Below are 23679 nucleotides of genomic sequence, written 5' to 3'. Positions count from 1 at the left end.
TGGATTCGAGAAAGGCTTGGATTAGGCTGGAGTGGAAAAGGAGAGATGTAGTCGTAAATGACGATGGCATCGCATACATTGTTATTGTATTTTGTATACAATATTTTGGAAAGGTGTTGGGTGTGTATGTCAGATTCCAAGATGTTAATTGATTGGTCGGAGCGTTATGCTGCACCTAATTATCATCCGCTCCCAATTGTAATTGAACAGGCAGAAGGGGTATGGGTGGAAGACCCTGAAGGCCGCCGTTATATGGATATGTTAAGTGCATACTCTGCATTGAATCATGGTCATAGACATCCTGTGATCATACAGGCGCTCAAGGATCAGGCAGATCAGGTTACGCTGACATCACGGGCATTCCACAGTAGCTCCGCTTCTCTTTTTTATCAGAAACTCTCACAATTCACGGGGAAATCGAAGATTCTCGCCATGAATACAGGAGCGGAAGCGGTGGAGACTGCGGTGAAGGCGGTACGTAGATGGGCTTATCGTTGCAAAGGTGTACCGGAAAATCAAGCCGAGATTATCGTATGCTCTGGTAACTTTCATGGAAGAACTCTGACGGTTACGTCTTTTTCTTCTTCAGCGGAGTATAAAAAAGATTTTGGACCGTTCACACCTGGATTCCGGATTATTCCCTATGGAGATATTGAAGCGCTGAAGCAGGCCATTACACCAAATACGGCTGGTTTTCTTGTAGAGCCTATTCAGGGCGAGGCTGGAATCGTTATCCCGCCTGATGGATATTTGGCAGAAGCTTTTGCTCTGTGTAAGAGCCAGCAGGTGTTGACTGTATCTGATGAGATCCAGACCGGATTTGGAAGAACAGGTCGCCGTTTTGCCTCCGACTGGGAAGGGGTTGAACCGGACATTTGGATTATGGGCAAAGCGCTGGGGGGAGGAGTCATGCCGATCTCGGCTATTGCTGCTGATGCGGAGATACTTGATTTGTTTGAGCCGGGGTCTCATGGTTCTACGTTTGGGGGTAACCCACTCGCCTGCGCCGTAGCTATAGCAGCTCTGAAAGTTCTTGAAGATGAGAAGCTTGCCGAGCGATCGGAGCGTCTAGGGAACTATTTTATGAAAAGACTTCGAGATATTCGCAGTTCAGCCATACGGGATATTCGGGGGAAAGGTTTATTTATTGGTGTTGAACTGCATGAACCAGCCCGCCCTTATTGTGAGCGTTTGATGTCTACTGGACTGCTGTGTAAAGAAACACATGAGACAACCATTCGATTTGCTCCACCACTGACGATTAAAGAGTCCGAGATTGACTGGGCACTGGAGAGAATTGAGCAGGTATTGATCACCAATGAGGGAGCTGACCTACATGAAAAATGATGATGATGTCCATGGTGGAATAAAAGATACTTCTATTAATACAAGTCAAACATCTGTGCGGCGTAATATTGCTATCATTAAGGTTCCTTTTGGACTTGGGGGAGCAAGAGGTGGAGCAGAGTTGGGGCCTGATGAATTGATTACAGCTGGACTGAAGCGGGAGATTGCGAGTCTGGGGTTAGTGCTTTCCAAAGAAGTGCGGGTAGATTGTCCTTCTGAACCGGTTGCCCCTATTGAGCGAAATCGTGTAAAACATTTAAATGAGGTACGTCAGGTCAGTCAGAAGGTGTGTAGTGAAGTATCAGGTGCAGTAGAGGAGGGGGCTTTCCCACTTGTGCTTGGGGGAGATCATAGTGTAGCGATTGGTACTTTTGCCGGGCTAACAGCGCATTATTCGAATTTGGGTGTGATCTGGTTTGATGCGCATGCAGACTTGAATACGGAAGAACGGAGCTTGTCCGGTAATATGCATGGGATGAGTGTGGCTGCATCCTTGGGGCATACTGCATTCAATCTGTCGCACATTGCTGGAGCAGGCGCGTTTATTGATCCGTCCAACTTAGTCTATATTGGTCTGCGTGATCTGGATGAGTATGAGAAAGAGCAGATTAAGGGACTGGGAATCCGAGCATTTACGATGCATGATATTGACCGGTTGGGAATAAAGCAAGTTATTGAGGAAGCAATAGCTACAGCGGGAAAAGGGACAGATGGTATTCATGTCAGCTTCGACATGGATTGTCTGGATCCGCGGGAAGCTCCGGGTGTGGGCACCCCAGTACCTGGTGGTCTGAATTACCGAGAGGCACATTATGCATTGGAGATACTTGCTTCCACAAATCAAGTTACGTCGATGGAACTGGTTGAGGTGAATCCGTTGTTTGATCATAATAGACATACGGCACGACTTGGTGTGGAACTGATCGCTTCGTTACTTGGTAAGCGCATATTGTAATCACTGAGAAGTGAAACGGAATGTGTAAGCTGTGCCCAAGGAATATACTTTCTTATTTATTATAGAAGGAAAGAAAACTGAGATCTCCGAAAACTAGGGCTAGTCACAATCAATTGTTCACTGCAATCGCAGTGGAAGTGGCTTCCCTGGTTATGTTTAATGGATATGTATATTAGAAGCACCGTAATAAGGATGCTGAAAGTTATTTGTATGTACAGGCGTCAGATTACATATTGTGCTGATGATGTGAGTTGATTATCATTATTGAAAAAAAACTTGCAATTGAAATCTGTACATGGTATATTCTAATTCCGGCCAAGAAAACACGGTTTACACGGTGCGGCAAGCGAATAAAATAAGCTTCGAAAGAAACTTAAAAAAAGAGCTTGCAAAGTTGGTTCGGACATGGTATTATATAAGAGTTGCTGAAGAGAATGGTGTTCGGTAACAAAACAAGTTTGATCTTTGAAAACTGAACAACGAGTGAGTAAACATTCTGCTTGCAGAATGAAACGCGAAAGTTTGAAACAAGCCTTGGCTTGAATCGACTGGAGCACAAATGAGATTTTTAATCTCGTCAGATTCAAAATGAGCTTATCGCTCTTTTCAATACTTTATTGGAGAGTTTGATCCTGGCTCAGGACGAACGCTGGCGGCATGCCTAATACATGCAAGTCGAGCGGACTTGAAGAGAAGCTTGCTTCTCTGATGGTTAGCGGCGGACGGGTGAGTAACACGTAGGCAACCTGCCCTCAAGTTTGGGACAACTACCGGAAACGGTAGCTAATACCGAATAATTGTTTTCTTCGCCTGAAGGGAACTGGAAAGACGGAGCAATCTGTCACTTGGGGATGGGCCTGCGGCGCATTAGCTAGTTGGTGAGGTAACGGCTCACCAAGGCGACGATGCGTAGCCGACCTGAGAGGGTGATCGGCCACACTGGGACTGAGACACGGCCCAGACTCCTACGGGAGGCAGCAGTAGGGAATCTTCCGCAATGGGCGAAAGCCTGACGGAGCAATGCCGCGTGAGTGATGAAGGTTTTCGGATCGTAAAGCTCTGTTGCCAGGGAAGAACGCTTGGGAGAGTAACTGCTCTCAAGGTGACGGTACCTGAGAAGAAAGCCCCGGCTAACTACGTGCCAGCAGCCGCGGTAATACGTAGGGGGCAAGCGTTGTCCGGAATTATTGGGCGTAAAGCGCGCGCAGGCGGTCATTTAAGTCTGGTGTTTAATCCCGGGGCTCAACCCCGGATCGCACTGGAAACTGGGTGACTTGAGTGCAGAAGAGGAGAGTGGAATTCCACGTGTAGCGGTGAAATGCGTAGATATGTGGAGGAACACCAGTGGCGAAGGCGACTCTCTGGGCTGTAACTGACGCTGAGGCGCGAAAGCGTGGGGAGCAAACAGGATTAGATACCCTGGTAGTCCACGCCGTAAACGATGAGTGCTAGGTGTTAGGGGTTTCGATACCCTTGGTGCCGAAGTTAACACATTAAGCACTCCGCCTGGGGAGTACGGTCGCAAGACTGAAACTCAAAGGAATTGACGGGGACCCGCACAAGCAGTGGAGTATGTGGTTTAATTCGAAGCAACGCGAAGAACCTTACCAGGTCTTGACATCCCTCTGATCGATGCAGAGATGTATCTTTCCTTCGGGACAGAGGAGACAGGTGGTGCATGGTTGTCGTCAGCTCGTGTCGTGAGATGTTGGGTTAAGTCCCGCAACGAGCGCAACCCTTATATTTAGTTGCCAGCATTTCGGATGGGCACTCTAGATAGACTGCCGGTGACAAACCGGAGGAAGGTGGGGATGACGTCAAATCATCATGCCCCTTATGACCTGGGCTACACACGTACTACAATGGCCGGTACAACGGGCTGCGAAATCGCGAGATGGAGCCAATCCCAACAAAGCCGGTCTCAGTTCGGATTGCAGGCTGCAACTCGCCTGCATGAAGTCGGAATTGCTAGTAATCGCGGATCAGCATGCCGCGGTGAATACGTTCCCGGGTCTTGTACACACCGCCCGTCACACCACGAGAGTTTATAACACCCGAAGTCGGTGGGGTAACCGCAAGGAGCCAGCCGCCGAAGGTGGGATAGATGATTGGGGTGAAGTCGTAACAAGGTAGCCGTATCGGAAGGTGCGGCTGGATCACCTCCTTTCTATGGAGAATCGTTTCCTGCAACGGAAACATTCAAATATGCAGCTTAGCTGCAAAACACTCACTCGTTGCTCAGTTTTGAGAGCTCAAACTCTCAAACAGCTTGCTTTTGCATGGAGCTTGTTCTTTGAAAACTAGATATCGAAACGAAACAAACGCGAATTAGAACATTCCTTTTTAGCTGAACTTGTGCAAACAAGTTTCAATAAAAACGGTAGTCAAATTGCTTTTGTGATGGTATCGGGTGAGAGCGACTTTTGGCTTTGCGCAAGCAAAACAAGGGAAGCGAGCGACCGAAACCGGAACAAAATGGTTAAGCTACTAAGAGCACACGGAGGATGCCTAGGCGCTAGGAGCCGATGAAGGACGTGGCGAACAACGAAACTGCCTCGGGGAGCTGTAAGCAAGCTTTGATCCGGGGGTGTCCGAATGGGGAAACCCAGCTGGGGTAATTTCCAGTTACTCACAACTGAATACATAGGTTGTGTAGAGGCATACCAGGGGAACTGAAACATCTAAGTACCCTGAGGAAGAGAAAACAATAGTGATTCCGTCAGTAGCGGCGAGCGAACGCGGAGAAGCCCAAACCAGAGAGCTTGCTCTTTGGGGTTGTGGGACGTCTCACATGGAGTTACAAAGGAACCGGTTAAGCGAAGAGGTCTGGAAAGGCCCGCCAAAGAAGGTAAAAGCCCTGTAGTTGAAAGTCTGTTCCCTCCGAGACGGATCCCGAGTAGTGCGGGGCACGTGAAACCCCGTATGAATCCGGCAGGACCATCTGCCAAGGCTAAATACTTCCTAGCGACCGATAGTGAAGCAGTACCGTGAGGGAAAGGTGAAAAGCACCCCGGAAGGGGAGTGAAATAGAACCTGAAACCGTGTGCTTACAAAAAGTCAGAGCCCGTTTTAGGGGTGATGGCGTGCCTTTTGTAGAATGAACCGGCGAGTTACGTTCCCGTGCAAGGTTAAGGTGAAGAGCCGGAGCCGCAGCGAAAGCGAGTCTGAATAGGGCGAATGAGTACGTGGACGTAGACCCGAAACCGGGTGATCTACCCCTGTCCAGGGTGAAGGTGCGGTAACACGCACTGGAGGCCCGAACCCACGCATGTTGAAAAATGCGGGGATGAGGTGGGGGTAGCGGAGAAATTCCAATCGAACTCGGAGATAGCTGGTTCTCCCCGAAATAGCTTTAGGGCTAGCCTCGGAAAACAGAGTCGTGGAGGTAGAGCACTGATTGGGTGCGGGGCCCGCAAGGGTTACCAAGCTCAGTCAAACTCCGAATGCCATAGACTTACTTCCGGGAGTCAGACAGTGAGTGCTAAGATCCATTGTCAAAAGGGAAACAGCCCAGACCATCAGCTAAGGTCCCCAAGTGTGTGTTAAGTGGGAAAGGATGTGGAGTTGCACAGACAACCAGGATGTTGGCTTAGAAGCAGCCATCATTGAAAGAGTGCGTAATAGCTCACTGGTCGAGTGACTCTGCGCCGAAAATGTAACGGGGCTAAACACACCACCGAAGCTATGGCTTGATGCTTTGCATCAGGGGTAGGGGAGCGTTGTATAAGGGTTGAAGGTGTACCGTAAGGAGCGCTGGACATTATACAAGTGAGAATGCCGGTATGAGTAACGAAAAGATCAGTGAGAATCTGATCCGCCGAAAGCCTAAGGGTTCCTGAGGAAGGCTCGTCCGCTCAGGGTAAGTCGGGACCTAAGGCGAGGCCGAAAGGCGTAGTCGAAGGACAACAGGTCGAAATTCCTGTACCACCGTAAGCCGTTATGAGCAATGGGGGGACGCAGTAGGGTAGTGACGCGGACTGATGGATGTCCGTCTAAGCAGTAAGGCTGATGTGTAGGCAAATCCGCACATTGTAAGGCTGAGCTGTGATGGGGAGCGAAAATTATAGTAGCGAAGGTCATGATCTCACACTGCCAAGAAAAGCCTCTAGCCAGGTGATGGTGCCCGTACCGCAAACCGACACAGGTAGGCGAGAAGAGTATTCTAAGGCGCGCGGAAGAACTCTCGTTAAGGAACTCGGCAAAATGACCCCGTAACTTCGGGAGAAGGGGTGCCCCGGTAGTGTGAATAGCACGAGGGGGCCGCAGTGAAAAGGCCCAAGCGACTGTTTAGCAAAAACACAGGTCTGTGCGAAGCCGTAAGGCGAAGTATACGGGCTGACGCCTGCCCGGTGCTGGAAGGTTAAGGGGAGTGGTTAGGAGCAATCCGAAGCTGTGAACCGAAGCCCCAGTAAACGGCGGCCGTAACTATAACGGTCCTAAGGTAGCGAAATTCCTTGTCAGGTAAATTCTGACCCGCACGAATGGCGTAACGACTTGGGCGCTGTCTCAACGAGAGATCCGGTGAAATTTTAATACCTGTGAAGATGCAGGTTACCCGCGACAAGACGGAAAGACCCCATGGAGCTTTACTGCAGCTTGATATTGAATTTGGGTACGATCTGTACAGGATAGGTGGGAGCCTTTGAAACGTGAGCGCCAGCTTGCGTGGAGGCAACGTTGGGATACCACCCTGATCGTATCTAGGTTCTAACCTGGTACCGTAATCCGGTGCGGGGACAGTGTCAGGTGGGCAGTTTGACTGGGGCGGTCGCCTCCTAAAGAGTAACGGAGGCGCCCAAAGGTTCCCTCAGAATGGTTGGAAATCATTCGAAGAGTGCAAAGGCATAAGGGAGCTTGACTGCGAGACCTACAAGTCGAGCAGGGACGAAAGTCGGGCTTAGTGATCCGGTGGTACCGCATGGAAGGGCCATCGCTCAACGGATAAAAGCTACCCTGGGGATAACAGGCTTATCTCCCCCAAGAGTCCACATCGACGGGGAGGTTTGGCACCTCGATGTCGGCTCATCGCATCCTGGGGCTGAAGTAGGTCCCAAGGGTTGGGCTGTTCGCCCATTAAAGCGGTACGCGAGCTGGGTTCAGAACGTCGTGAGACAGTTCGGTCCCTATCTGTCGTGGGCGTAGGAAATTTGAGAGGAGCTGTCCTTAGTACGAGAGGACCGGGATGGACGTACCGCTGGTGTACCAGTTGTTCCGCCAGGAGCACCGCTGGGTAGCTATGTACGGACGGGATAAACGCTGAAAGCATCTAAGCGTGAAGCCCCCCTCAAGATGAGATTTCCCAGTATGTAAGACCCCTTGAAGACGACGAGGTAGATAGGCTGGGGGTGGAAGTGCAGCAATGCATGGAGCTGACCAGTACTAATCGGTCGAGGGCTTATCCAATAGCAAGTTGTCATTCGCATGTTTCGTTTCGAATCTAGTTTTCAGAGAACGATCTCTGAATGTAAGCTAAGCTATGCGTTTGGTGGCGATGGCGGAGGGGTTCCACACGTACCCATCCCGAACACGACCGTTAAGCCCTCTAGCGCCGATGGTACTTGGACCGCAGGGTCCTGGGAGAGTAGGACGCCGCCAAGCGATTTCCCTTTGGGGTATTTTTTTTGCCCCCCTTGCCAAGGAATAAGGGATATATATTAGGGCCCTTAGCTCAGTTGGTTAGAGCGCACCTCTGATAAGGGTGAGGCCGGTGGTTCGAGTCCACCAGGGCCCATAGCAAGACCACAACAAGAAATACACAGTGTATGGGGCCATAGCTCAGCTGGGAGAGCGCCTGCCTTGCAAGCAGGAGGTCAGCGGTTCGATCCCGCTTGGCTCCACCATTCCCTGATAGCTCAGTTGGTAGAGCACTCGACTGTTAATCGAGTTGTCACAGGTTCGAGCCCTGTTCGGGGAGCCATATGGAGAGGTGTCCGAGCTGGCCGAAGGAGCACGATTGGAAATCGTGTAGGCGTCACAAGCGTCTCGAGGGTTCGAATCCCTCTCTCTCCGCCAGATTTTTTTTAGCAAGGCCCGTTGGTCAAGGGGTTAAGACACCTCCCTTTCACGGAGGTAACAGGGGTTCGAATCCCCTACGGGTCATAATATGGAGGCTTAGCTCAGCTGGGAGAGCATCTGCCTTACAAGCAGAGGGTCGGGGGTTCGATCCCCTCAGCCTCCACCATATAAACTTTATAACGACGCGGGGTGGAGCAGCCCGGTAGCTCGTCGGGCTCATAACCCGAAGGCCGCAGGTTCAAATCCTGCCCCCGCAATTATACTTTCCTTTGAGAAAGTGATCTGGAACCGTGGTGTAGTTGGCCTAACATGCCTGCCTGTCACGCAGGAGATCGCGGGTTCGAATCCCGTCGGTTCCGCCATTTTTTAATTAAATATACACCGTGCCGGTGTAGCTCAACTGGTAGAGCAACTGACTTGTAATCAGTAGGTTGGGGGTTCAAGTCCTCTCGCCGGCACCATTTTTAGTATTTACATCTGAATTTGTGATAGAATGTATATTACAAGTAAAATTGTTAATACTAAGATTCTCTTAGTGGATGAATGGCTTACTCTATGGCGGTCGTGGCGAAGTGGTTAACGCACCGGTTTGTGGATCCGGCATTCGGGGGTTCAATTCCCCTCGATCGCCCCATGATTTTTTAATGGGGATTAGCCAAGCGGTAAGGCAACGGACTTTGACTCCGTCATGCATAGGTTCAAATCCTATATCCCCAGCCATTTCATTACGAGTCATTAGCTCAGTTGGTAGAGCACCTGACTTTTAATCAGGGTGTCGAAGGTTCGAGCCCTTCATGACTCACCATTATATTTTGCGGTCGTGGCGGAATTGGCAGACGCGCACGGTTCAGGTCCGTGTGGGCTAACCCCCGTGGAGGTTCGAGTCCTCTCGACCGCACCATATGTTTTGCGGAAGTGGCTCAGCGGTAGAGCATCGCCTTGCCAAGGCGAGGGTCGCGGGTTCGATTCCCGTCTTCCGCTCCAATATTTGCGCCCTTAGCTCAGCTGGATAGAGCGTTTGACTACGAATCAAAAGGCCGGGAGTTCGAATCTCTCAGGGCGCGCCATTATTCTCATAAGTATCGGGATGTAGCTCAGCTTGGTAGAGCACCTGGTTTGGGACCAGGGGGTCGCATGTTCAAATCGTGTCATCCCGATTTTTTTTATTTGCGGGTGTAGTTCAATGGTAGAACTTTAGCCTTCCAAGCTAATAGCGTGGGTTCGATTCCCATCACCCGCTTCCTAGTAACATATAGAAGAGCCTTTGCTTATAGCAAGGGCTTTTTTTTGTGTTAAAAAGAATATGGGTATTCTATTTAAAATAGGGTCAATTGTCATTTGATTAAGGATGGAATCTTTGTTTAAATAAATAGAACAATTCGTATCTGATTAACCGCATTTATTTATAAAGGAGGACAAACAGTAATGAAAAGAGCTCTGGTCATTGGTGGAAACGGAACGCTAGGTAAAGCTGTTGTTGCGAAACTGAGAGATTATTCGGTTGAGGTTATTACAGCAGGTAGACAATCCGGGGATGTTCAGGTGGATATGACCTCGACAGAGAGTATCACTACCCTCTTCGAAACGGTGAGAAATATTGATTACGTCATTGTGGCGGCGGGCCAGACCCATTATGCGAAACTCGAAGAACTGACACCTGAGAACAATATGATTAGTGTGCAGGGTAAACTGCTTGGACAGGTCAATATCGTATTGATTGGACAGCACTATATTAACGACAAGGGGAGTTTCACGCTGGTCAGTGGCATTATACAAGACCACCCTATTGAGCAAGGTGCATCAAGTGCTATGGTCAATGGGGCTATTGATTCGTTTGCCAAAGCGGCAGCGTTTGAGTTACCAAGAGGCATTCGTTTGAATTCGGTTAGTCCTAATCTGTTTGTAGAGTCTGCGGAAAAATATAAGGATTTCTTTATTGGATTTAATCCTGTACCTGTAGAGAAAGTGGCTAATACGTTTATCCAGAGTGCACTTGGGATTGAAACAGCCCAAAATTTCAAAATATATTAAAAGCCGGAAAGTTATATATGATTTTGATGATTACCTATCCCTAATTAATTGCAGGATGAGAAAGGTGTACATGAAATACATTTAGCTGTTAAGCATGTAGAATGATTTTTCATGAAACAGAACTGAATGAGGCCATTTGAAATATTAAAACAAAAGGAGATCCACCGAAAATCCGGTGAATCTCCTTTTGTTTGTTGTGGATGAAACAGAGGTATATTGACTATTATGGAGCAGGTAGCCCAAGAACTTCGAGCATTTCATTACGTTTGAGCGATTCGGCAATGGGGCCGTCAATGAGCCATTTCTTAGCATTGAGGACATAGACATGACCATTTTGGACAGCGGGTAGGCTTTTCCATACTTGGAGTTGCTGGATTTCATTGAGTTCATCTTTTGTTTTTTGCAACGCTTCAGCTGACCCATCTGAGCTAATGGACACGATAAACAGATAGTCTGCTTTGATTTCAGGCAAAAGTTCTACCGAGATACTGGCATTCATCCGATCCGGGTTCTCTGCCTCGAGTTTGGTAACGAGAGCATCGGGAGTGAATCCAACCTCATAACCCGCTCCTACATAACTGGAAGCTGGGAATGGCGTGGATGGAATGGAAGAGAAGAACAAACGCATATCCTTCTCTTCCAGGCGCAGGAATGCAGCTGTAGGTTTGGTCTTGGTGATATCGGCTGCAACCTTCTGAGATTCAGTTACTTGGTCTTTATTTTTTTGTAAAAGCTGTTCAGCCCGCTCTTCAATATCTAGCGCAGTAGCTACCTGCACGATAGATTCCTGCCAATTACGGCGATCATAAGTGATCGTAGGCGCGATCTTCTCGAGTTGTTCGAGAATTTTGGCATCCAAACTGGCATTGGCAATAATGAGGTCCGGATTGGCGCTGACTACAGCTTCAAAATTGACACTTTCATTGATGGGTTCGACATCCACGCCTTGAGCTTCAAGTTGCTCATTCAGGTAATCTTGCCGACCAATAGGTGTAGCAAGTACCAGTGGTACCTCCAAGGAGAGGAGAATGTCCTCCATATTAATGGACACAATCCGTTCGGGATGTGCCGGGATTTCTTTGCTGCCACTGGCGCTCTCCACGGTCTTAGTAGCTGATTCAGTGGATGAGTCCCCATCTGTCCCCGCAGCTGATTTTACGCCATCTGCAGATGGCTGCGAAGTGCTTGCAGGTGTCTGTCCACACGCAACAAGTAACATCGCGAGTATGAACAGGATCCCCGTTATTTTGACATATTGCTGTTTGTACATCATAATCCCCCTGTGTTTCTAATGATATTGATTCTCAGTACACTTTATATTGTAGCGGTCTCATGTTGGGGGAGACATAGCCTTCTGTGCTATCCGGTCATGGATTAATGTGCTGAGTTCCACCAAAAAGTTTCAGGGTTTCATCGATGATCTGATCATGAGCATATGGTGAATAATCCAACCACGGCATTTCATCTAGCAGATATACATGTTGGTTCTGCACAGGCATCAAATCTTGCCATTGCTGAGTATGTTGTAGTTTATGCCAACGTTGCTGGGATTCTGAGTCCTGGTCCACAATCAGTAACATGCGATCTCCAACCATTTGAGGCAACTCCTGTTCATCCAATGCACGATAGACTTGCCCTGGAAGCAGATCATGTGAAGGCGCCACGCCCAGGTCGTTATATAGAACAGCGCCCCCATTGCGTCGCCCGTAGATTAACAGATGACCCATCATGATATGAATAATGGAGACCGTATCCTTACCGATTAAATGAGTAAGCTGCTCTTTGGCTTGGATTACCTTGTCATCGTACTGCTCCAACCATTGCTGAGCATCTTGTTGCTGTCCCACAATGGAGGCAACTTGTATGAAGTGTTCCCGCCAGCTCAATCCTTTCCATGGGATAACGATGGTAGGCGCAATTCGCTGTAGCGTTCTTTTTAACGTATTGGCTTCGTACTCATTACAGAGTATGAGGTCAGGGCTCGCTTGCATCAACAACTCAACGTTGGTTTGCCAGATACGAGGATTCATGCGTTTGCTACGTCCCAGATGATAAGGGATATTCGAGAAAAACAGATTCCTGTGTTGATCCCGTCGGTTATCGATCAATGCCGCATGGGGGATGATCTGTAATGCCAGCAGATGGCCAGTGGTTCCGAAGGAGAGAGCGGCAATTTTACTGCGTTTCTGTCGTTGATAGGTAGAGGGAGACACGCCAACATATTTTTTGAATTTGCGACTAAAGTAAAACTCGTCCTGAAAACCAACCTGTGAGGCGATATGTTTGATGGTTTGGCCGGGGACGAGCAGCATCTCTTTGGCCCGGTCCATGCGGATGCTATTCACGTATTCCATGGGACTGATGCCAGTGCTGTTTTTGAATACCCGCGAATAGTGCCACACACTCATGCCTGCCACTCCGGCAAGAACTTCACGAGAAAGATGCTCAGCATATCCAAGCTCAATAAGTTCAAGCGTTTGATCCAAAGCAGAGGTGTGTTCGGAATCTCCTATTGCACTTTCTTTGGGAGGAGCATACACATGGGTTAACAATTCATGCATCAAAGTCTGAATACGAAATGGACGATTTTCTTGAGGTACAGAGATGCATTCATGGAGCTGTGAGGCAATTCTGGTACATTCCTGAAAAAGTTCATGCGGTAACTCATCGGCATAAGCCGAACGAAGTAACCCTTTTTGGTATACCTCCATTACAGTAGATCCGGAAGTAGCTTTATTGATGTCGGAGAGAGGCTTCAACATATCAAAATATATCGCGATGCCCTGTAAAGGATGAACCTCATCCGTTGTATATTCTATCGCTGTTCCTGGCAGGATCAGATACATCTTGCCGAGTGTGGCATGATTCAGCCTATGCCCAATACGGATATCGGCTTCACCGCCAGTACAGATGAGCAGAAGATGTGAGTCCGCTAATACGAATGGGGCAAGAAAAGACGCTTGATCGAGAACTTCGGATGTCTTGAATCTTGCATATAGGTCACGGGTATGGTCACCGTTAGATATCAGTGGAAAGACTTGCAAAGTCACCAGAATCCCTCCTTAACTTGCAATAGTAACATTACATATGATGTATTTGAGAATAATTATCAATTATCGCATATTGTCATTCAAATAAGAAGTCCATATGATAATATGAAAATGAAATAGCGAATTCTAATCATTGAACCGCGTAACTCTCCACTATAACTTGAATTGAAATAGGTTACCGAGTTGGAAAATAGCCAATACATAGTTCCCATCATCTAAACCGTTGAGCGAATAATTATTGAAAATCTTAACTGATGTTAATCGTAGAATTACTTAAATAACAGATCATTTAATTCACTACGCAAAAAAAGACAAGCCCCTCTCCTAAGATGTCCGCAGGAAGAGGAACTTGTCTTTTTAATTAGAGCTTGCGATTAGTATCTTTCCAGAATCGTCTGTGTCTTCAAGCCATCAGCCGGAATCAGCCAGTTGTTGTTCTCCAGCAACTGCAACAGTTGGGTACGCAGTCCGGATACGGCTTCAGTATCATCGGTTTTGAAAGAAACCTCTACGATATTCTCAATACCTGTACCTGCTGCGTCACGGATCGGCCATACTTCGAGTGTAAGCTCTTGACCACTCCATGTACCTTCATATCGTTGGAATGTGATTGGACCATATGCACGGGATTGAGTCAATTGCTGCTTGCCCCAGTTGGAGGCAGACCAGTTTTTCAATTTGCCCGGAAGCTTGTCCAGTAACATGTTCAAGGCTTCTTGCTGCGAAGGAAGTTGGACTCCTGTCGCTTTGGTATCGACTTTTTTGGTGTTGGAGAAGCTCAGCGTCTGTTTGCCGTATCCCCAATCAATCTCAGCCTCGTAGTTATCATCCGATTTATCAAATCCCTCTTGGTTAGCCAGAGTCAGCGCTGCGTTGATGTCGCCATTGATTACAGGGTAGCGTTTTTTATAAGTCAATTCGTAGTTATTCTTGTCATCCTTTTTGCGAAAACGAACGTTCCATCCTTGTTGATTCAATCCGAGAGCATTGGTCTCGAAGTACTCTACGTTAATATTTCTTGGCGTGGAATTTAGGCCGAGTGTCTGGATCACTTCACTGCGTGGTGTCCCATCTGTATTCAATACAAGTTCCGGCTTGGCCAGAAACTTTACTTCATAAGCAGGAACGGCATTGGCAGCAGCTGAAGCCTGGGGTGCTCCCAGAAATGTCATTCCACTTCCCAATGTTACGATGCTCAACATCAATGAGGCGGTTACCTTTTTCCACTTTTTCAAAACCAATCACTCTCCTAATCTGGATTAACGTACAGACTCACTTTATCGCCTGAATATATGAAAGCGATTAAAGGGAAGCGCACATTGCGTTAACCCTGTATAGATTTGATGAATGGCAAACGATAGTTTATAGCGGATCAGGGCAATCAGCCATGGAAAATGGGGAAGCCGTGACTCACCTCTCGCAGCACTTCTTTGAAGCGGTTTACCTGAACGGAAGGGTGGCGATCCTTGTTATGTACCGTATAGATATGGCGCGGCGCTTGCTCTCCGGGAATGGGAAGAACTTGAATGAGCCCGTGCTGTTCCTCCCACTGTACCGCCATACGAGACATGAATGAGACATGCCCCCCGATTAACACCAGCTGTTTGATCGCTTCCAGGGAATCCATCTCCACCGTGCTACGCAAACGAATGTCATGTTGCGCAAGCCATTGATTGGTTAACCGACGAGTACTGGATTCATTGCCATGTAAGGCAAAAGGAATCTGCGCGATATGATCAGGTGTTAATGCATCCTTCTGGGCCAACCCATGTTGCGGAGAGCAGATTAATACCAGGTCGTCTTCACATAACGTCTCTGCTTGCAGGGCAGGGCCAACAAATGGCTCGGAAGAGATCACACCCAGATCAATCTGATGACGAATTAACATTTCGCGAATAACAGGTGATGGTTTGACGGATAAGACGATACGAATGCCCGGGAATTCCTGAGAAAAGGTATTGAGTATGGTGGGCAGCAAATATGTAGCCGGTACATAGCTTGCTCCAATGTGCAGGGTGCCCCGATAGAGGCTGTCATATTCCTTTACGACCCGTCGTGCCTCTTGGGTCAGAGCATTGATTTTGACGGAATAGTGGAGCAAAGCCTGTCCGGCTTCGGTTAAAAATGTCTTTCCACTACGCGATTCGAATAATCGCACGCCCATCTCTTCCTCCAATGACTTCATATGAAATGTAACGGTAGGTTGCTTGATCCCCAGTAACTCGGCCACGCTTGTCATGTGATGATGTTTGTCGATCAGTTCTACAATTTGTAATTTGATCAGATTCAATGTCCCGACACTCCTCTCACTTCTACTAGCCCCAATATATAAGATGATCTAATGTTTTTCATAAAGACGGAGAGTACAGAACCAATCTGAAGAAGCAAAGCGTTCGCCTTTATCCCCGGATTTCTCCCTTCATAAAGGGAATATAAGAAATCTGGGGATAACAGCGATCGGAAGATGGTGCTGTAATCGAAGCGACAACATGAAAATTAATTTAGTTCACCTACTATAGATTTAATCTATGAACATCAACAGAATTCATCTAAAAAGTTAATTCCAATTTTACATACAAGACATACAACTCGCGAAAGCGGACGTTAGACTGAGAACAGTGCAAGAGATTAAGTAACAGAAGACAGGCAGGGATGCTTATGAAATTAGAGATGACAGGAATTCAAAAATCATTTAATCAAACACCCGCACTGCTGCCAACAGATCTAACGCTTGAACATGGAAAGTTCACGACCCTGCTCGGCCCATCGGGCTGTGGCAAAACAACACTGCTCCGCATGTTAGCCGGGCTGGAACAGCCGGACGCGGGGGAGATTCGTGCAGATGGTCAGTGTATCTACTCTGCGGCGAAGCGGATTGATATACCTACACACAAGCGTAATCTGGGCATGGTGTTTCAGGATTTTGCATTATGGCCGCATATGACCGTATACGAAAATGTAGCGTTTGGCCTGAAGGCTGGAAAACAGAAATCTGATCTGCGACAAAAGGTGAATGAAGCCCTTGGCATGGTTCGCCTGCAAGGCATGGAAGACCGATATCCTCATCAGCTGTCTGGTGGACAGCAGCAACGGGTTGCTTTTGCCAGAGCCGTAGCGGTCAGACCTGGTGTGATCCTGTTCGATGAACCACTGAGCGCACTGGATGCTGTACTCCGGGAAGAGATGCGGATTGAGATGATGTCACTGGTTCGGGACATGGGATTGACTGCGCTGTACGTCACACATGATCAGATCGAGGCGATGTCGATGTCGGATGAGATTGTGGTGATGCAGAAGGGGCGGATATTGCAAAAGGGAAGCCCGGAAACGATCTACTCGGCGCCAAGTGATCCGTATGTCGCTTCGTTTATCGGAAAGTCCAACTGGCTCACGCCTAATCAATCGATGGTGCGTCCAGAGCATGTCACCTGGAACAAAACAGGTCATGACGATCTGTGTTATCCGGGGACGGTACTTAGTGTCAGCTATGTAGGTGAACGATATGAAGTACGAGTGCAGATGGAAGGGCTGGGCATATGGACAGCCTATATGAACCAAAGGGCGCGCGTAGGGGAGCGAGTGCAGCTCTATGTAACCCCTGAGCGGATATGCCGAATGGATGGTTATGACCACCCGAGTGTGAAGCAGAACGAAGCGATCGCAGTGGCATATTAGATTGTTGAACGAGCACGCAGTTGGAAGCAGAAGTACACATTTTATAAGAAACCAGGGGAGATGGACGAATATGTTGGGTATGAAAACACGGAAAAAGAGCGCAATGCTGTTATTAACAGCGGTAATGAGTATCAGTTTGTTCGGATGTAGTACAGGGAACTCGACCACAGGCAACGCGGCACAACCCGCGGGTGAAGGTAGCACGGCAGCAGCGGCGGAAACAACGAAACCGGCTGGTGGCAAGTTGGTCTTGTACAGTGCTGGCCCACAGAAGCTGGCAGATAACATCGTGAGCGGATTTACAGACAAAACAGGGATCGAAGTTGAGATGTTTCAGGGAACGACAGGAAAAATTCTGGCTCGTATGGAAGCTGAGAAATCCAATCCGGTTGCAGACGTTGTAATTCTGGCTTCTTTACCTTCCGCACAGGCTCTGAAAGCCGATGGACTGACTATGCCATACCCTGAAGCAGCCAATGCAGACAAGTTGAACAAGGACTGGTCGGATGCAGAGGGCAACTATTTTAGCAGCAGTGCTTCCGCACTGGGGATTGTGTATAACACCAAACTGGTATCTACACCACCAACAAGTTGGGCAGAGCTGGCTACGCCTGCGTGGAAAGATGCAGTAAACATTCCTGACCCTACATTATCAGGTTCAGCACTCGACTTCATCACAGGATACCTGAGTGCGAATGGTGAAAAAGGATGGGATCTGTTGAGCGCCTATAAAGCCAATGGTGTAGCGATGGCAGGTGCCAATCAGGAAGCACTTGATCCAGTCATTACGGGTGCCAAAAGCATCGTAGCAGCAGGTGTGGACTACATGGCGTATTCCTCCAAGGCAAAAGGCGAACCACTGGATATCGTATATCCTGAGGAAGGCACGGTAATCAGCCCAAGACCGGCAGCGATTCTGAAATCCAGCCCAAATGTAGAGAATGCCAAAGCGTTCATTGACTACTTGTTGTCCGATGAAGCACAGAAGCTTGTTGCAGATGCCTATCTGATCCCGGGCCGCGAAGACATTGAAGCGACTAACCGTGCCAATGTGAAGGATATTCCACAACTTAAAGTCGATTGGAACTGGATGAGTGAGCATGGTGAAGAAACAGCGGCACGTTTTTCCGAGACTTTTAAATAATAGGATAGAGACAACTAGGCAAAAGGAATACCTGCTGTCTGTGGAAAGTCATGTGAGGTGAACGTAGTGAAACCTGTTGTAATGGACAACAACCGAATTTTTCGGAGAGTGGGCGTGATTCTGGCCCTCTTTCTGCTGACCATAAGCATTGGCGTACCGCTCTTGCTGATCTTCTGGCAAAGTGTGTATCCGGACGGGCAGTGGGATTGGATGGCTCCGATTCGCACGATTACAGGTCATCATCTATCAGGTGTATTGCTGAATTCCGTCTGGCTTGGCATATGCGTTGTAGCGGTAACTACGCTGCTGGCGCTGCCGCTGGCCTGGATGATGGCGAAGACCCGAATGGGCGAGCATCGCTGGGTCGATGTAATCCTGATGATTCCGTTCATGACTCCGCCGTATATCGGATCGATGGGCTGGATTCTGTTTATGCAAAAAGGGGGATATCTGCAGCAATGGGTGCCCTCATCTGCGGTTTGGAGTGAGCTGTTCTTCAGCTTCTGGGGCATGGTGCTCATCATGAGCTTGCACCTGTTCCCGTTCCTGTATCTGCTGCTTCGAGATGCGTTGATCCGCATCGGTGGCAATCTCGAAGAAGCGGGAGCTGTGCACGGTGCACGTGCAGGATACCGTTTCAGACGTATTATTTTACCCTTATTGTTGTCGTCCTACGGCATGGGGATCATGCTGGTCTTTGTCAAAACGATTGCGGAATTCGGAACTCCGGCAACCTTCGGGCGCAAGATTGGCTATTATGTCATGACCTCCGAGATCCATAAGTACATCTCCAGTTGGCCGATTGACTTCGGCAAGGCGACTTCGCTGGCATCGGTGCTGTTGTCCGTCTGTCTGGTGATGTGGTATATGCAGTCTGCCATGAGTCGAAAGTTCACGTATCGTCTGGTCGGTGGCAAAGGGCAACGTTCGAAGCGATATTCTCTTCGTGGCGGAGCAGGATGGTTATGCGGGGTGTATCTTGCGATTCTGTTGATCCTGTCGATAGGTATCCCGTATTTCTCCATCATTGCCGCTTCGACCATGAAGTTACGGGGATCGGGAATTGCATTTGATAATCTGACCTTGGATCATTACAAAGAGCTGTTATCTTGGGGATCGGTGAGCATGAAGGCCATCGGGAACAGTCTCGGTCTATCCCTTGCGGCTTCAACGGTCGCTGTTATTATCGGAACTGGATTTGCGCTGGCGATCGGCAGATCATCTTCATTCATGCAGCGTGTAATTGACTTGTTCAGTCTGTTGCCTAATACGGTGCCGGGTATCGTGATGGTCGTGGGTCTGATTCTATTCTGGAACTCACCCTGGATGCCAGTTACGTTGTATAACACCTATGGCATGGTTGTGCTCACGTACGTTGTGCTCTTCTTGCCTTACACCGTGCAGTATGTAAAATCGAGCTTTACCCAGATTGACGGAACGTTGTTCCAGGCTGGGCAAGTCTTTGGCGGGAAGCCGCTGTATATTCTGCGGCGAATCCTGATCCCGCTGATCCTGCCCGGCATGTTGGCCGGTTGGATGATGACCTTTACGATTGCTACCCGGGAGCTGGTAGGTTCGTTATTGATTCTTCCGCCGTCGATGCAGACGTCGGCTACGTATATTTTTGCCCAGTTTGAACAAGGTCAGGTGTCGTTGGGAATGGCAATGGCTGTTGTGACTGTAGGCATGACGGTGCTGATGCTGCTTGGAATTGAACTGCTGAATTCAAAGAGAAAGTGGAATGCATCATGATCAAACTGAACGTATGGGGCGGTGCAGGGGAACACGGACGTTCCGCCTATCTCCTGAGCGGGAGCCAGTTCCACCTTTTGCTGGATTGTGGTGTGAAAAAAGAAGGCACGGGCGAGTATCCGATGATTGACCCGGAGATTGTCCCGCAACTGGATGCGGTCCTGTTGTCCCACGCCCATGAGGACCATTCGGTCGCTATCCCTTTACTGTATAAGTTGGGCTACCAGGGTGAAGTGTGGACGACGAGGGAGACGAGGGCGCAGCTGCGTACGTATTTTGCCAACTGGCGTAGGTTTGTAGAGCGTGTAGGGGAAGAACTTCCTTATGATGAAGCAGATGAGCAAGCTATTCGTTATCGGTATCTGGAGGACGAGGTTGTATCCCAAACCTGGTTCGAACCCATTCCTGGAGTAAAAGTGATGTGGGGCCGGAGTGGACATCTGGCTGGATCGGTGTGGTTTGGGGTTGAAATGGAAGGCAAGCGGATTTTTTATTCCGGGGACTACACGTCAGAATCGATGCTTTTACAGGAGGATTGTCCAGCGGAGGCGTTCTTACGGGAAAACATGATTCGTGAAGATACGTTGTTCGATACTCCGAGCAGTGAACAGTGGGGCGCGGAGGAACTAATCGTTATAAACAGTAGGCAAAAGGCTGGAGAACTCATAACGTCACCAGATCAGAAATCTGTTGCATCAGAGACATCGTCAAGCACACTCGTATCCATGGAGATACCCATGAAGCAGAGAAATTTCACATCCAACGGAGCAGATGGAGCAGGCAAAGCGGTCAGAGCAAACGTAGCAGACGCTGCGCCAATATCTCCCGTCGGGCTGGTAGATCTGGCGATCATTGATGCGGCCTACGGTACGGACCAGGATACACAGGCCGACAAACTGGAACAGCTGGAACAAGCCATTCGCCAGACGATTGCTCAAGGTGGAAAGGTGCTCTTACCTATGCCTGTCGTAGGGCGTGGACAGGAGATCATACTGTGGGCACAGCAACAATTCCCGGCTATTCCAATCGTAGTGGAACAAGGGCTGGTGGACGGTATGAAGCAGCTTATGCATGTTCCGTATTGGTTGAGGGAGAAGGGAGAGCATGTCATCGGAAGTTCGTTGAAAGACAAAATTGATGGCTTTCTGACCGGACGAGGATGGGATCTGCCTACAACCACCCAAGAGCGGGAACAACTGTTGGAACATCATGTTGCTTCGCTATGGTTCATTCCGGACGGTATGATGCAGTCCTCGCTTGCCCGTTGGTACTATAGTCAATTATCGGACAGGGAGGAGAATCTGATTCTGCTCACCGGGCATGTTGCTCATGGCACATTTGCTGATAAGTTGCTACGGGTTCCTGACAAGTATGGCGTGTGTGATGTGCGGAAAATACGTTATAAAGTGCATCAGGGCTGGAAGGATGTTGAACGGATGCTGCATCAGGTTCCAGCAAGGCATACGGTCCTTGTGCATGCTGACCGGGCAGAGACGGACAGATTAAAAGAAGGATTGCTCAGAAATAGCCCGTCACCGGGAACAGTGATACATTCACTGTCTGCTGGTGACGAGCTATATGTGTGAATTGTGCATGAATCGAATTGATGCGTCAGATTGGAACGTCCCTGGGGACGTTCTTTTTCCATTGTTGTCTGATCATTTAGGGTTCGCGATGAATGGGGTGCTCCAGTTCGGCATGCCCCATCAAACTATCAACGGCTTCACCATCCACCAGTATATCCAGACTCTTCACTTCATCAAATTGAAACATCGTTGTTGTTAAAGCTTCCAATGCGAGCAATTCTCCACTGGTACCGAGGTTCGCTTCAGCGGGGATATGAACATCCAAAGTCACCGTACCCTCAGCATATTGGACAGAGAGCAATTCCACCTGCTCCCAGAGGGAAACAAGCTCTGAATCGGTGTTCGTTTGCAACGCTGCAAATGTTTTTTCATATTTTTCGGAGTCATCCTTGTACTCAATTTCCTGCTCTGTTTTCTCTAGCTCAAGTACCTGAGAGTCTGCCAAATATACATCGACGACTTGTGTATTCATTGTGCCCAGATCCACCTCCGTTTCGGATGGGTTTGGTGCCTGCGTCTGTCCTCCCTGAACAGCAGGTTCATTCGAACCGGATTGGCTCACTGGCTTCTGGGCACATCCAACTCCGATAAGGATCAAGCATGATAATATAAGTGCACAACCTAGCTTCTTATTCAAAGAATCACTTCCTTTATCTGATTTATTTGATGATTTATAGGCCCAAATACTCCTTGATTCCATCGGCTATCGCTTGAGCGGCTCTCATCTGAACTTCATCGGACGACATCAGTTCTTCATCGAGCACATTACTCAAGAATCCCACTTCCAAAAGCACCGCAGGCATGGTCGTGTCTCGGATCACTTCCAAGTTGCCATTTTTCACACCACGATCTCTAAGCCCCATGGCTTTCAACAAACGTTGATGAATGATAGTGGCTAATTCCTTACTATTACTGCGTTGATAATAATATGTCTCTGTACCTGTGGCTTGGGGGGCGGACTTCACGCTATTGCCATGGATAGATACAAATACATCCGCATTTAATTGATTGGCGAGTTGAACACGCTCAGGGCGGGTCGGATAGGTATCACCTTCACGAGTCATCACCAATTCGATATTAGGTTCATTGAGCAGCAGGGCTTGTACTTTGTGAGCTAATGCCAAATTGTATTCCTTTTCGGGTTTGTTCGTGATGCTGATCGTCCCTGGATCACTGCCACCGTGTCCTGGATCGATGACCACAACCTTGCGTCCTGAGTCGCCTACTGGAGTGACTGGAGCAGGTGTGACATTGTCACCCGCAACATTCAGATCAATAATCAGTTTGTCGGCAATGACGTTCTGGTTGTACTGGACATCCTTCACATTATTCAATTCTACGACAATGCGAACTTGTGCCGGTTCTCGTTTGAACAGTGAATATCTCACTTCTGTCACATTGGGATAACCGCTCACATCCAACTTGCCATTGAGTCCTTGATCCAGCGGCTGGGAGATATCACCAAAGGTGGATCCGGGCAAGTCCACAACCAGACGATCAGGGTACTTGAGGGTCGTTACTATCGGCTGAACGGCCCCATCGGTGGATAAAACGAGCTGATTATTGGCAAATTGGATATCGGTAACCTGAGCGGTAGAGCTTGAATCCCCTTTTCCAGGACTATTTCCTGGTTCAATAGCAGGTTCCTTACTGGTGTTTGTTAAGTATACGATCTTGTCTTGATTGTTCCATCTCACCTTAAGCCCCATCTGTTCACTAACAAATCGAATGGGAACCACCAGCGTTTTATTCAAAATCTGCGGTGCTGTGTTCAAAGTGACTTGTTTGTCAGCAACCATGGCTTGCTTTTGATCGACGGTTAGGGAAATCGTCTGTTGATCTTGCTGAATTTTTACAGTGCGTGCTTGTTGGTTCCAATCGACTTTGAATTTCAAATTTTCGGCAACGACACGAATCGGGATCATCACGTTTTTATTGATAATCGTCACCTGTACATCACTTGGGAGGACTAATTCCTCTCCATCCATAAAGATTTTCGACGTGCTTGCAGCGGCATTTCCCTGATTAGGGAGCAAAACGAGTAAGAATAGACTCAAAAACAGTAGTAAAATGGTTTTCTTCATTATGCACCTCGACTAATATTAGATCATTTTCTTAATTTCA

General features: G+C 48.3%; 13 protein-coding genes, 17 tRNA genes and 3 rRNA genes. 27 read left to right on the top strand and 6 right to left on the bottom strand.

What is annotated here, in order from left to right:
* Positions 1-126 precede the first annotated feature (126 nt).
* From MKY28_RS24470 to MKY28_RS24360, 23 genes are all read left to right on the top strand, one after another.
* Positions 127-1347, top strand: a complete 1221-nt coding sequence (locus MKY28_RS24470; RefSeq protein WP_340937273.1) for an ornithine--oxo-acid transaminase — start codon at positions 127-129, stop codon at positions 1345-1347.
* Positions 1337-2302, top strand: coding sequence for an arginase (gene rocF, locus MKY28_RS24465; RefSeq protein ID WP_340937272.1), 966 nt, complete (start codon positions 1337-1339; stop codon positions 2300-2302). Before MKY28_RS24470 ends, rocF begins: the two co-directional genes overlap by 11 nt.
* A gap of 614 nt (positions 2303-2916) precedes the next feature.
* Positions 2917-4469: ribosomal RNA gene (locus MKY28_RS24460) — 16S ribosomal RNA — on the top strand.
* A 310-nt stretch (positions 4470-4779) separates the two neighbouring features.
* Positions 4780-7705 (top strand): 23S ribosomal RNA (locus MKY28_RS24455).
* Between the two features lie 78 nt (positions 7706-7783).
* Positions 7784-7900, top strand: a 5S ribosomal RNA gene (gene rrf / locus MKY28_RS24450).
* Together the 16S, 23S and 5S rRNA genes with 17 tRNA genes alongside form the textbook arrangement of a ribosomal RNA operon.
* A gap of 59 nt (positions 7901-7959) precedes the next feature.
* Positions 7960-8033: transfer RNA gene (locus MKY28_RS24445), tRNA-Ile, on the top strand.
* A gap of 33 nt (positions 8034-8066) precedes the next feature.
* Positions 8067-8142, top strand: a tRNA-Ala gene (locus MKY28_RS24440).
* Between the two features lies 1 nt (position 8143).
* Positions 8144-8219 (top strand) — tRNA-Asn (locus MKY28_RS24435).
* A 3-nt stretch (positions 8220-8222) separates the two neighbouring features.
* A tRNA-Ser gene (locus tag MKY28_RS24430) sits at positions 8223-8314 on the top strand.
* A gap of 15 nt (positions 8315-8329) precedes the next feature.
* Positions 8330-8401, top strand: a tRNA-Glu gene (locus MKY28_RS24425).
* A 6-nt stretch (positions 8402-8407) separates the two neighbouring features.
* Positions 8408-8483: transfer RNA gene (locus MKY28_RS24420), tRNA-Val, on the top strand.
* 17 nt (positions 8484-8500) lie between these two features.
* Positions 8501-8574 (top strand) — tRNA-Met (locus tag MKY28_RS24415).
* Between the two features lie 27 nt (positions 8575-8601).
* Positions 8602-8679, top strand: a tRNA-Asp gene (locus MKY28_RS24410).
* A gap of 23 nt (positions 8680-8702) precedes the next feature.
* Positions 8703-8778: transfer RNA gene (locus tag MKY28_RS24405), tRNA-Thr, on the top strand.
* A gap of 97 nt (positions 8779-8875) precedes the next feature.
* A tRNA-His gene (locus tag MKY28_RS24400) sits at positions 8876-8951 on the top strand.
* Between the two features lie 11 nt (positions 8952-8962).
* Positions 8963-9037: transfer RNA gene (locus MKY28_RS24395), tRNA-Gln, on the top strand.
* A gap of 9 nt (positions 9038-9046) precedes the next feature.
* Positions 9047-9122 (top strand) — tRNA-Lys (locus MKY28_RS24390).
* 9 nt (positions 9123-9131) lie between these two features.
* Positions 9132-9218, top strand: a tRNA-Leu gene (locus MKY28_RS24385).
* Positions 9219-9226: 8 nt separating this feature from the next.
* Positions 9227-9301 (top strand) — tRNA-Gly (locus MKY28_RS24380).
* A gap of 6 nt (positions 9302-9307) precedes the next feature.
* Positions 9308-9384 (top strand) — tRNA-Arg (locus MKY28_RS24375).
* 16 nt (positions 9385-9400) lie between these two features.
* Positions 9401-9474 (top strand) — tRNA-Pro (locus tag MKY28_RS24370).
* 12 nt (positions 9475-9486) lie between these two features.
* Positions 9487-9557, top strand: a tRNA-Gly gene (locus MKY28_RS24365).
* A gap of 185 nt (positions 9558-9742) precedes the next feature.
* Positions 9743-10348 carry a short chain dehydrogenase gene (locus MKY28_RS24360; protein ID WP_076329870.1) on the top strand — a complete coding sequence of 202 codons (606 nt, stop codon included), beginning with the start codon at positions 9743-9745 and terminating at the stop codon, positions 10346-10348.
* Positions 10349-10571: 223 nt separating this feature from the next.
* Here the strand turns inward: MKY28_RS24360 and MKY28_RS24355 are convergent, their stop codons facing one another.
* The 4 genes from MKY28_RS24355 to MKY28_RS24340 all read right to left on the bottom strand — a co-directional run bounded on the left by MKY28_RS24355 (position 10572) and on the right by MKY28_RS24340 (position 15688).
* On the bottom strand, positions 10572-11618 hold the full coding sequence (locus MKY28_RS24355) for an ABC transporter substrate-binding protein (protein WP_036672994.1): 1047 nt from the start codon (positions 11616-11618) through the stop codon (positions 10572-10574).
* A gap of 97 nt (positions 11619-11715) precedes the next feature.
* The gene (locus tag MKY28_RS24350; protein ID WP_036672996.1) at positions 11716-13398 is read right to left on the bottom strand and encodes a helix-turn-helix domain-containing protein; all 1683 of its coding nucleotides are present in this window, start codon (positions 13396-13398) and stop codon (positions 11716-11718) included.
* Positions 13399-13772: 374 nt separating this feature from the next.
* Positions 13773-14633, bottom strand: coding sequence for a hypothetical protein (locus tag MKY28_RS24345; RefSeq protein ID WP_340937271.1), 861 nt, complete (start codon positions 14631-14633; stop codon positions 13773-13775).
* Positions 14634-14779: 146 nt separating this feature from the next.
* Positions 14780-15688: a LysR family transcriptional regulator gene (locus tag MKY28_RS24340; RefSeq protein ID WP_076253950.1), complete on the bottom strand. Its 909-nt coding sequence runs from the start codon at positions 15686-15688 to the stop codon at positions 14780-14782.
* A gap of 368 nt (positions 15689-16056) precedes the next feature.
* On the opposite strand from MKY28_RS24340, the gene MKY28_RS24335 reads away from it, so the two are divergent.
* The 4 genes from MKY28_RS24335 to MKY28_RS24320 all read left to right on the top strand — a co-directional run bounded on the left by MKY28_RS24335 (position 16057) and on the right by MKY28_RS24320 (position 21555).
* On the top strand, positions 16057-17073 hold the full coding sequence (locus MKY28_RS24335; protein ID WP_076254002.1) for an ABC transporter ATP-binding protein: 1017 nt from the start codon (positions 16057-16059) through the stop codon (positions 17071-17073).
* 70 nt (positions 17074-17143) lie between these two features.
* Positions 17144-18217 carry an ABC transporter substrate-binding protein gene (locus MKY28_RS24330; protein WP_076253948.1) on the top strand — a complete coding sequence of 358 codons (1074 nt, stop codon included), beginning with the start codon at positions 17144-17146 and terminating at the stop codon, positions 18215-18217.
* A gap of 81 nt (positions 18218-18298) precedes the next feature.
* On the top strand, positions 18299-19969 hold the full coding sequence (locus tag MKY28_RS24325) for an ABC transporter permease (protein ID WP_340938034.1): 1671 nt from the start codon (positions 18299-18301) through the stop codon (positions 19967-19969).
* Complete coding sequence (locus MKY28_RS24320; protein ID WP_340937269.1) at positions 19966-21555, top strand: MBL fold metallo-hydrolase; 1590 nt, start codon at positions 19966-19968, stop codon at positions 21553-21555. The genes MKY28_RS24325 and MKY28_RS24320 overlap by 4 nt, the downstream gene beginning before the upstream one ends.
* 76 nt (positions 21556-21631) lie before the next feature.
* Here MKY28_RS24320 and MKY28_RS24315 read toward each other — a convergent pair whose 3' ends face one another.
* Both MKY28_RS24315 and MKY28_RS24310 read right to left on the bottom strand, forming a co-directional pair.
* Positions 21632-22153, bottom strand: a complete 522-nt coding sequence (locus MKY28_RS24315) for a GerMN domain-containing protein (RefSeq protein ID WP_340937268.1) — start codon at positions 22151-22153, stop codon at positions 21632-21634.
* A gap of 73 nt (positions 22154-22226) precedes the next feature.
* Entirely contained in the window at positions 22227-23639 is a 1413-nt protein-coding gene (locus MKY28_RS24310) for an N-acetylmuramoyl-L-alanine amidase family protein (RefSeq protein WP_340937267.1), read from the bottom strand.
* Positions 23640-23679: the final 40 nt, after the last annotated feature.

Source organism: Paenibacillus sp. FSL R5-0473 (genome assembly GCF_038004565.1).
GTDB classification, from domain to species: Bacteria; Bacillota; Bacilli; order Paenibacillales; family Paenibacillaceae; genus Paenibacillus; species Paenibacillus amylolyticus.
This window is presented reverse-complemented; position numbering and strand designations above follow the sequence as displayed.

Bases quoted from the DNA above. Each gene is read 5' to 3' on its own strand.
- MKY28_RS24320 (WP_340937269.1), top strand. From the start codon at position 19,966: ATGATCAAACTGAACGTATGGGGCGGTGCAGGGGAACACGGACGTTCC.
- MKY28_RS24325 (WP_340938034.1), top strand. From the start codon at position 18,299: ATGGACAACAACCGAATTTTTCGGAGAGTGGGCGTGATTCTGGCCCTC.
- MKY28_RS24330 (WP_076253948.1), top strand. From the start codon at position 17,144: ATGTTGGGTATGAAAACACGGAAAAAGAGCGCAATGCTGTTATTAACA.
- MKY28_RS24360 (WP_076329870.1), top strand. From the start codon at position 9,743: ATGAAAAGAGCTCTGGTCATTGGTGGAAACGGAACGCTAGGTAAAGCT.
- rocF (WP_340937272.1), top strand. From the start codon at position 1,337: ATGAAAAATGATGATGATGTCCATGGTGGAATAAAAGATACTTCTATT.
- MKY28_RS24310 (WP_340937267.1), bottom strand. From the start codon at position 23,639: ATGAAGAAAACCATTTTACTACTGTTTTTGAGTCTATTCTTACTCGTT.
- MKY28_RS24355 (WP_036672994.1), bottom strand. From the start codon at position 11,618: ATGTACAAACAGCAATATGTCAAAATAACGGGGATCCTGTTCATACTC.
- MKY28_RS24470 (WP_340937273.1), top strand. From the start codon at position 127: ATGTCAGATTCCAAGATGTTAATTGATTGGTCGGAGCGTTATGCTGCA.
- MKY28_RS24335 (WP_076254002.1), top strand. From the start codon at position 16,057: ATGAAATTAGAGATGACAGGAATTCAAAAATCATTTAATCAAACACCC.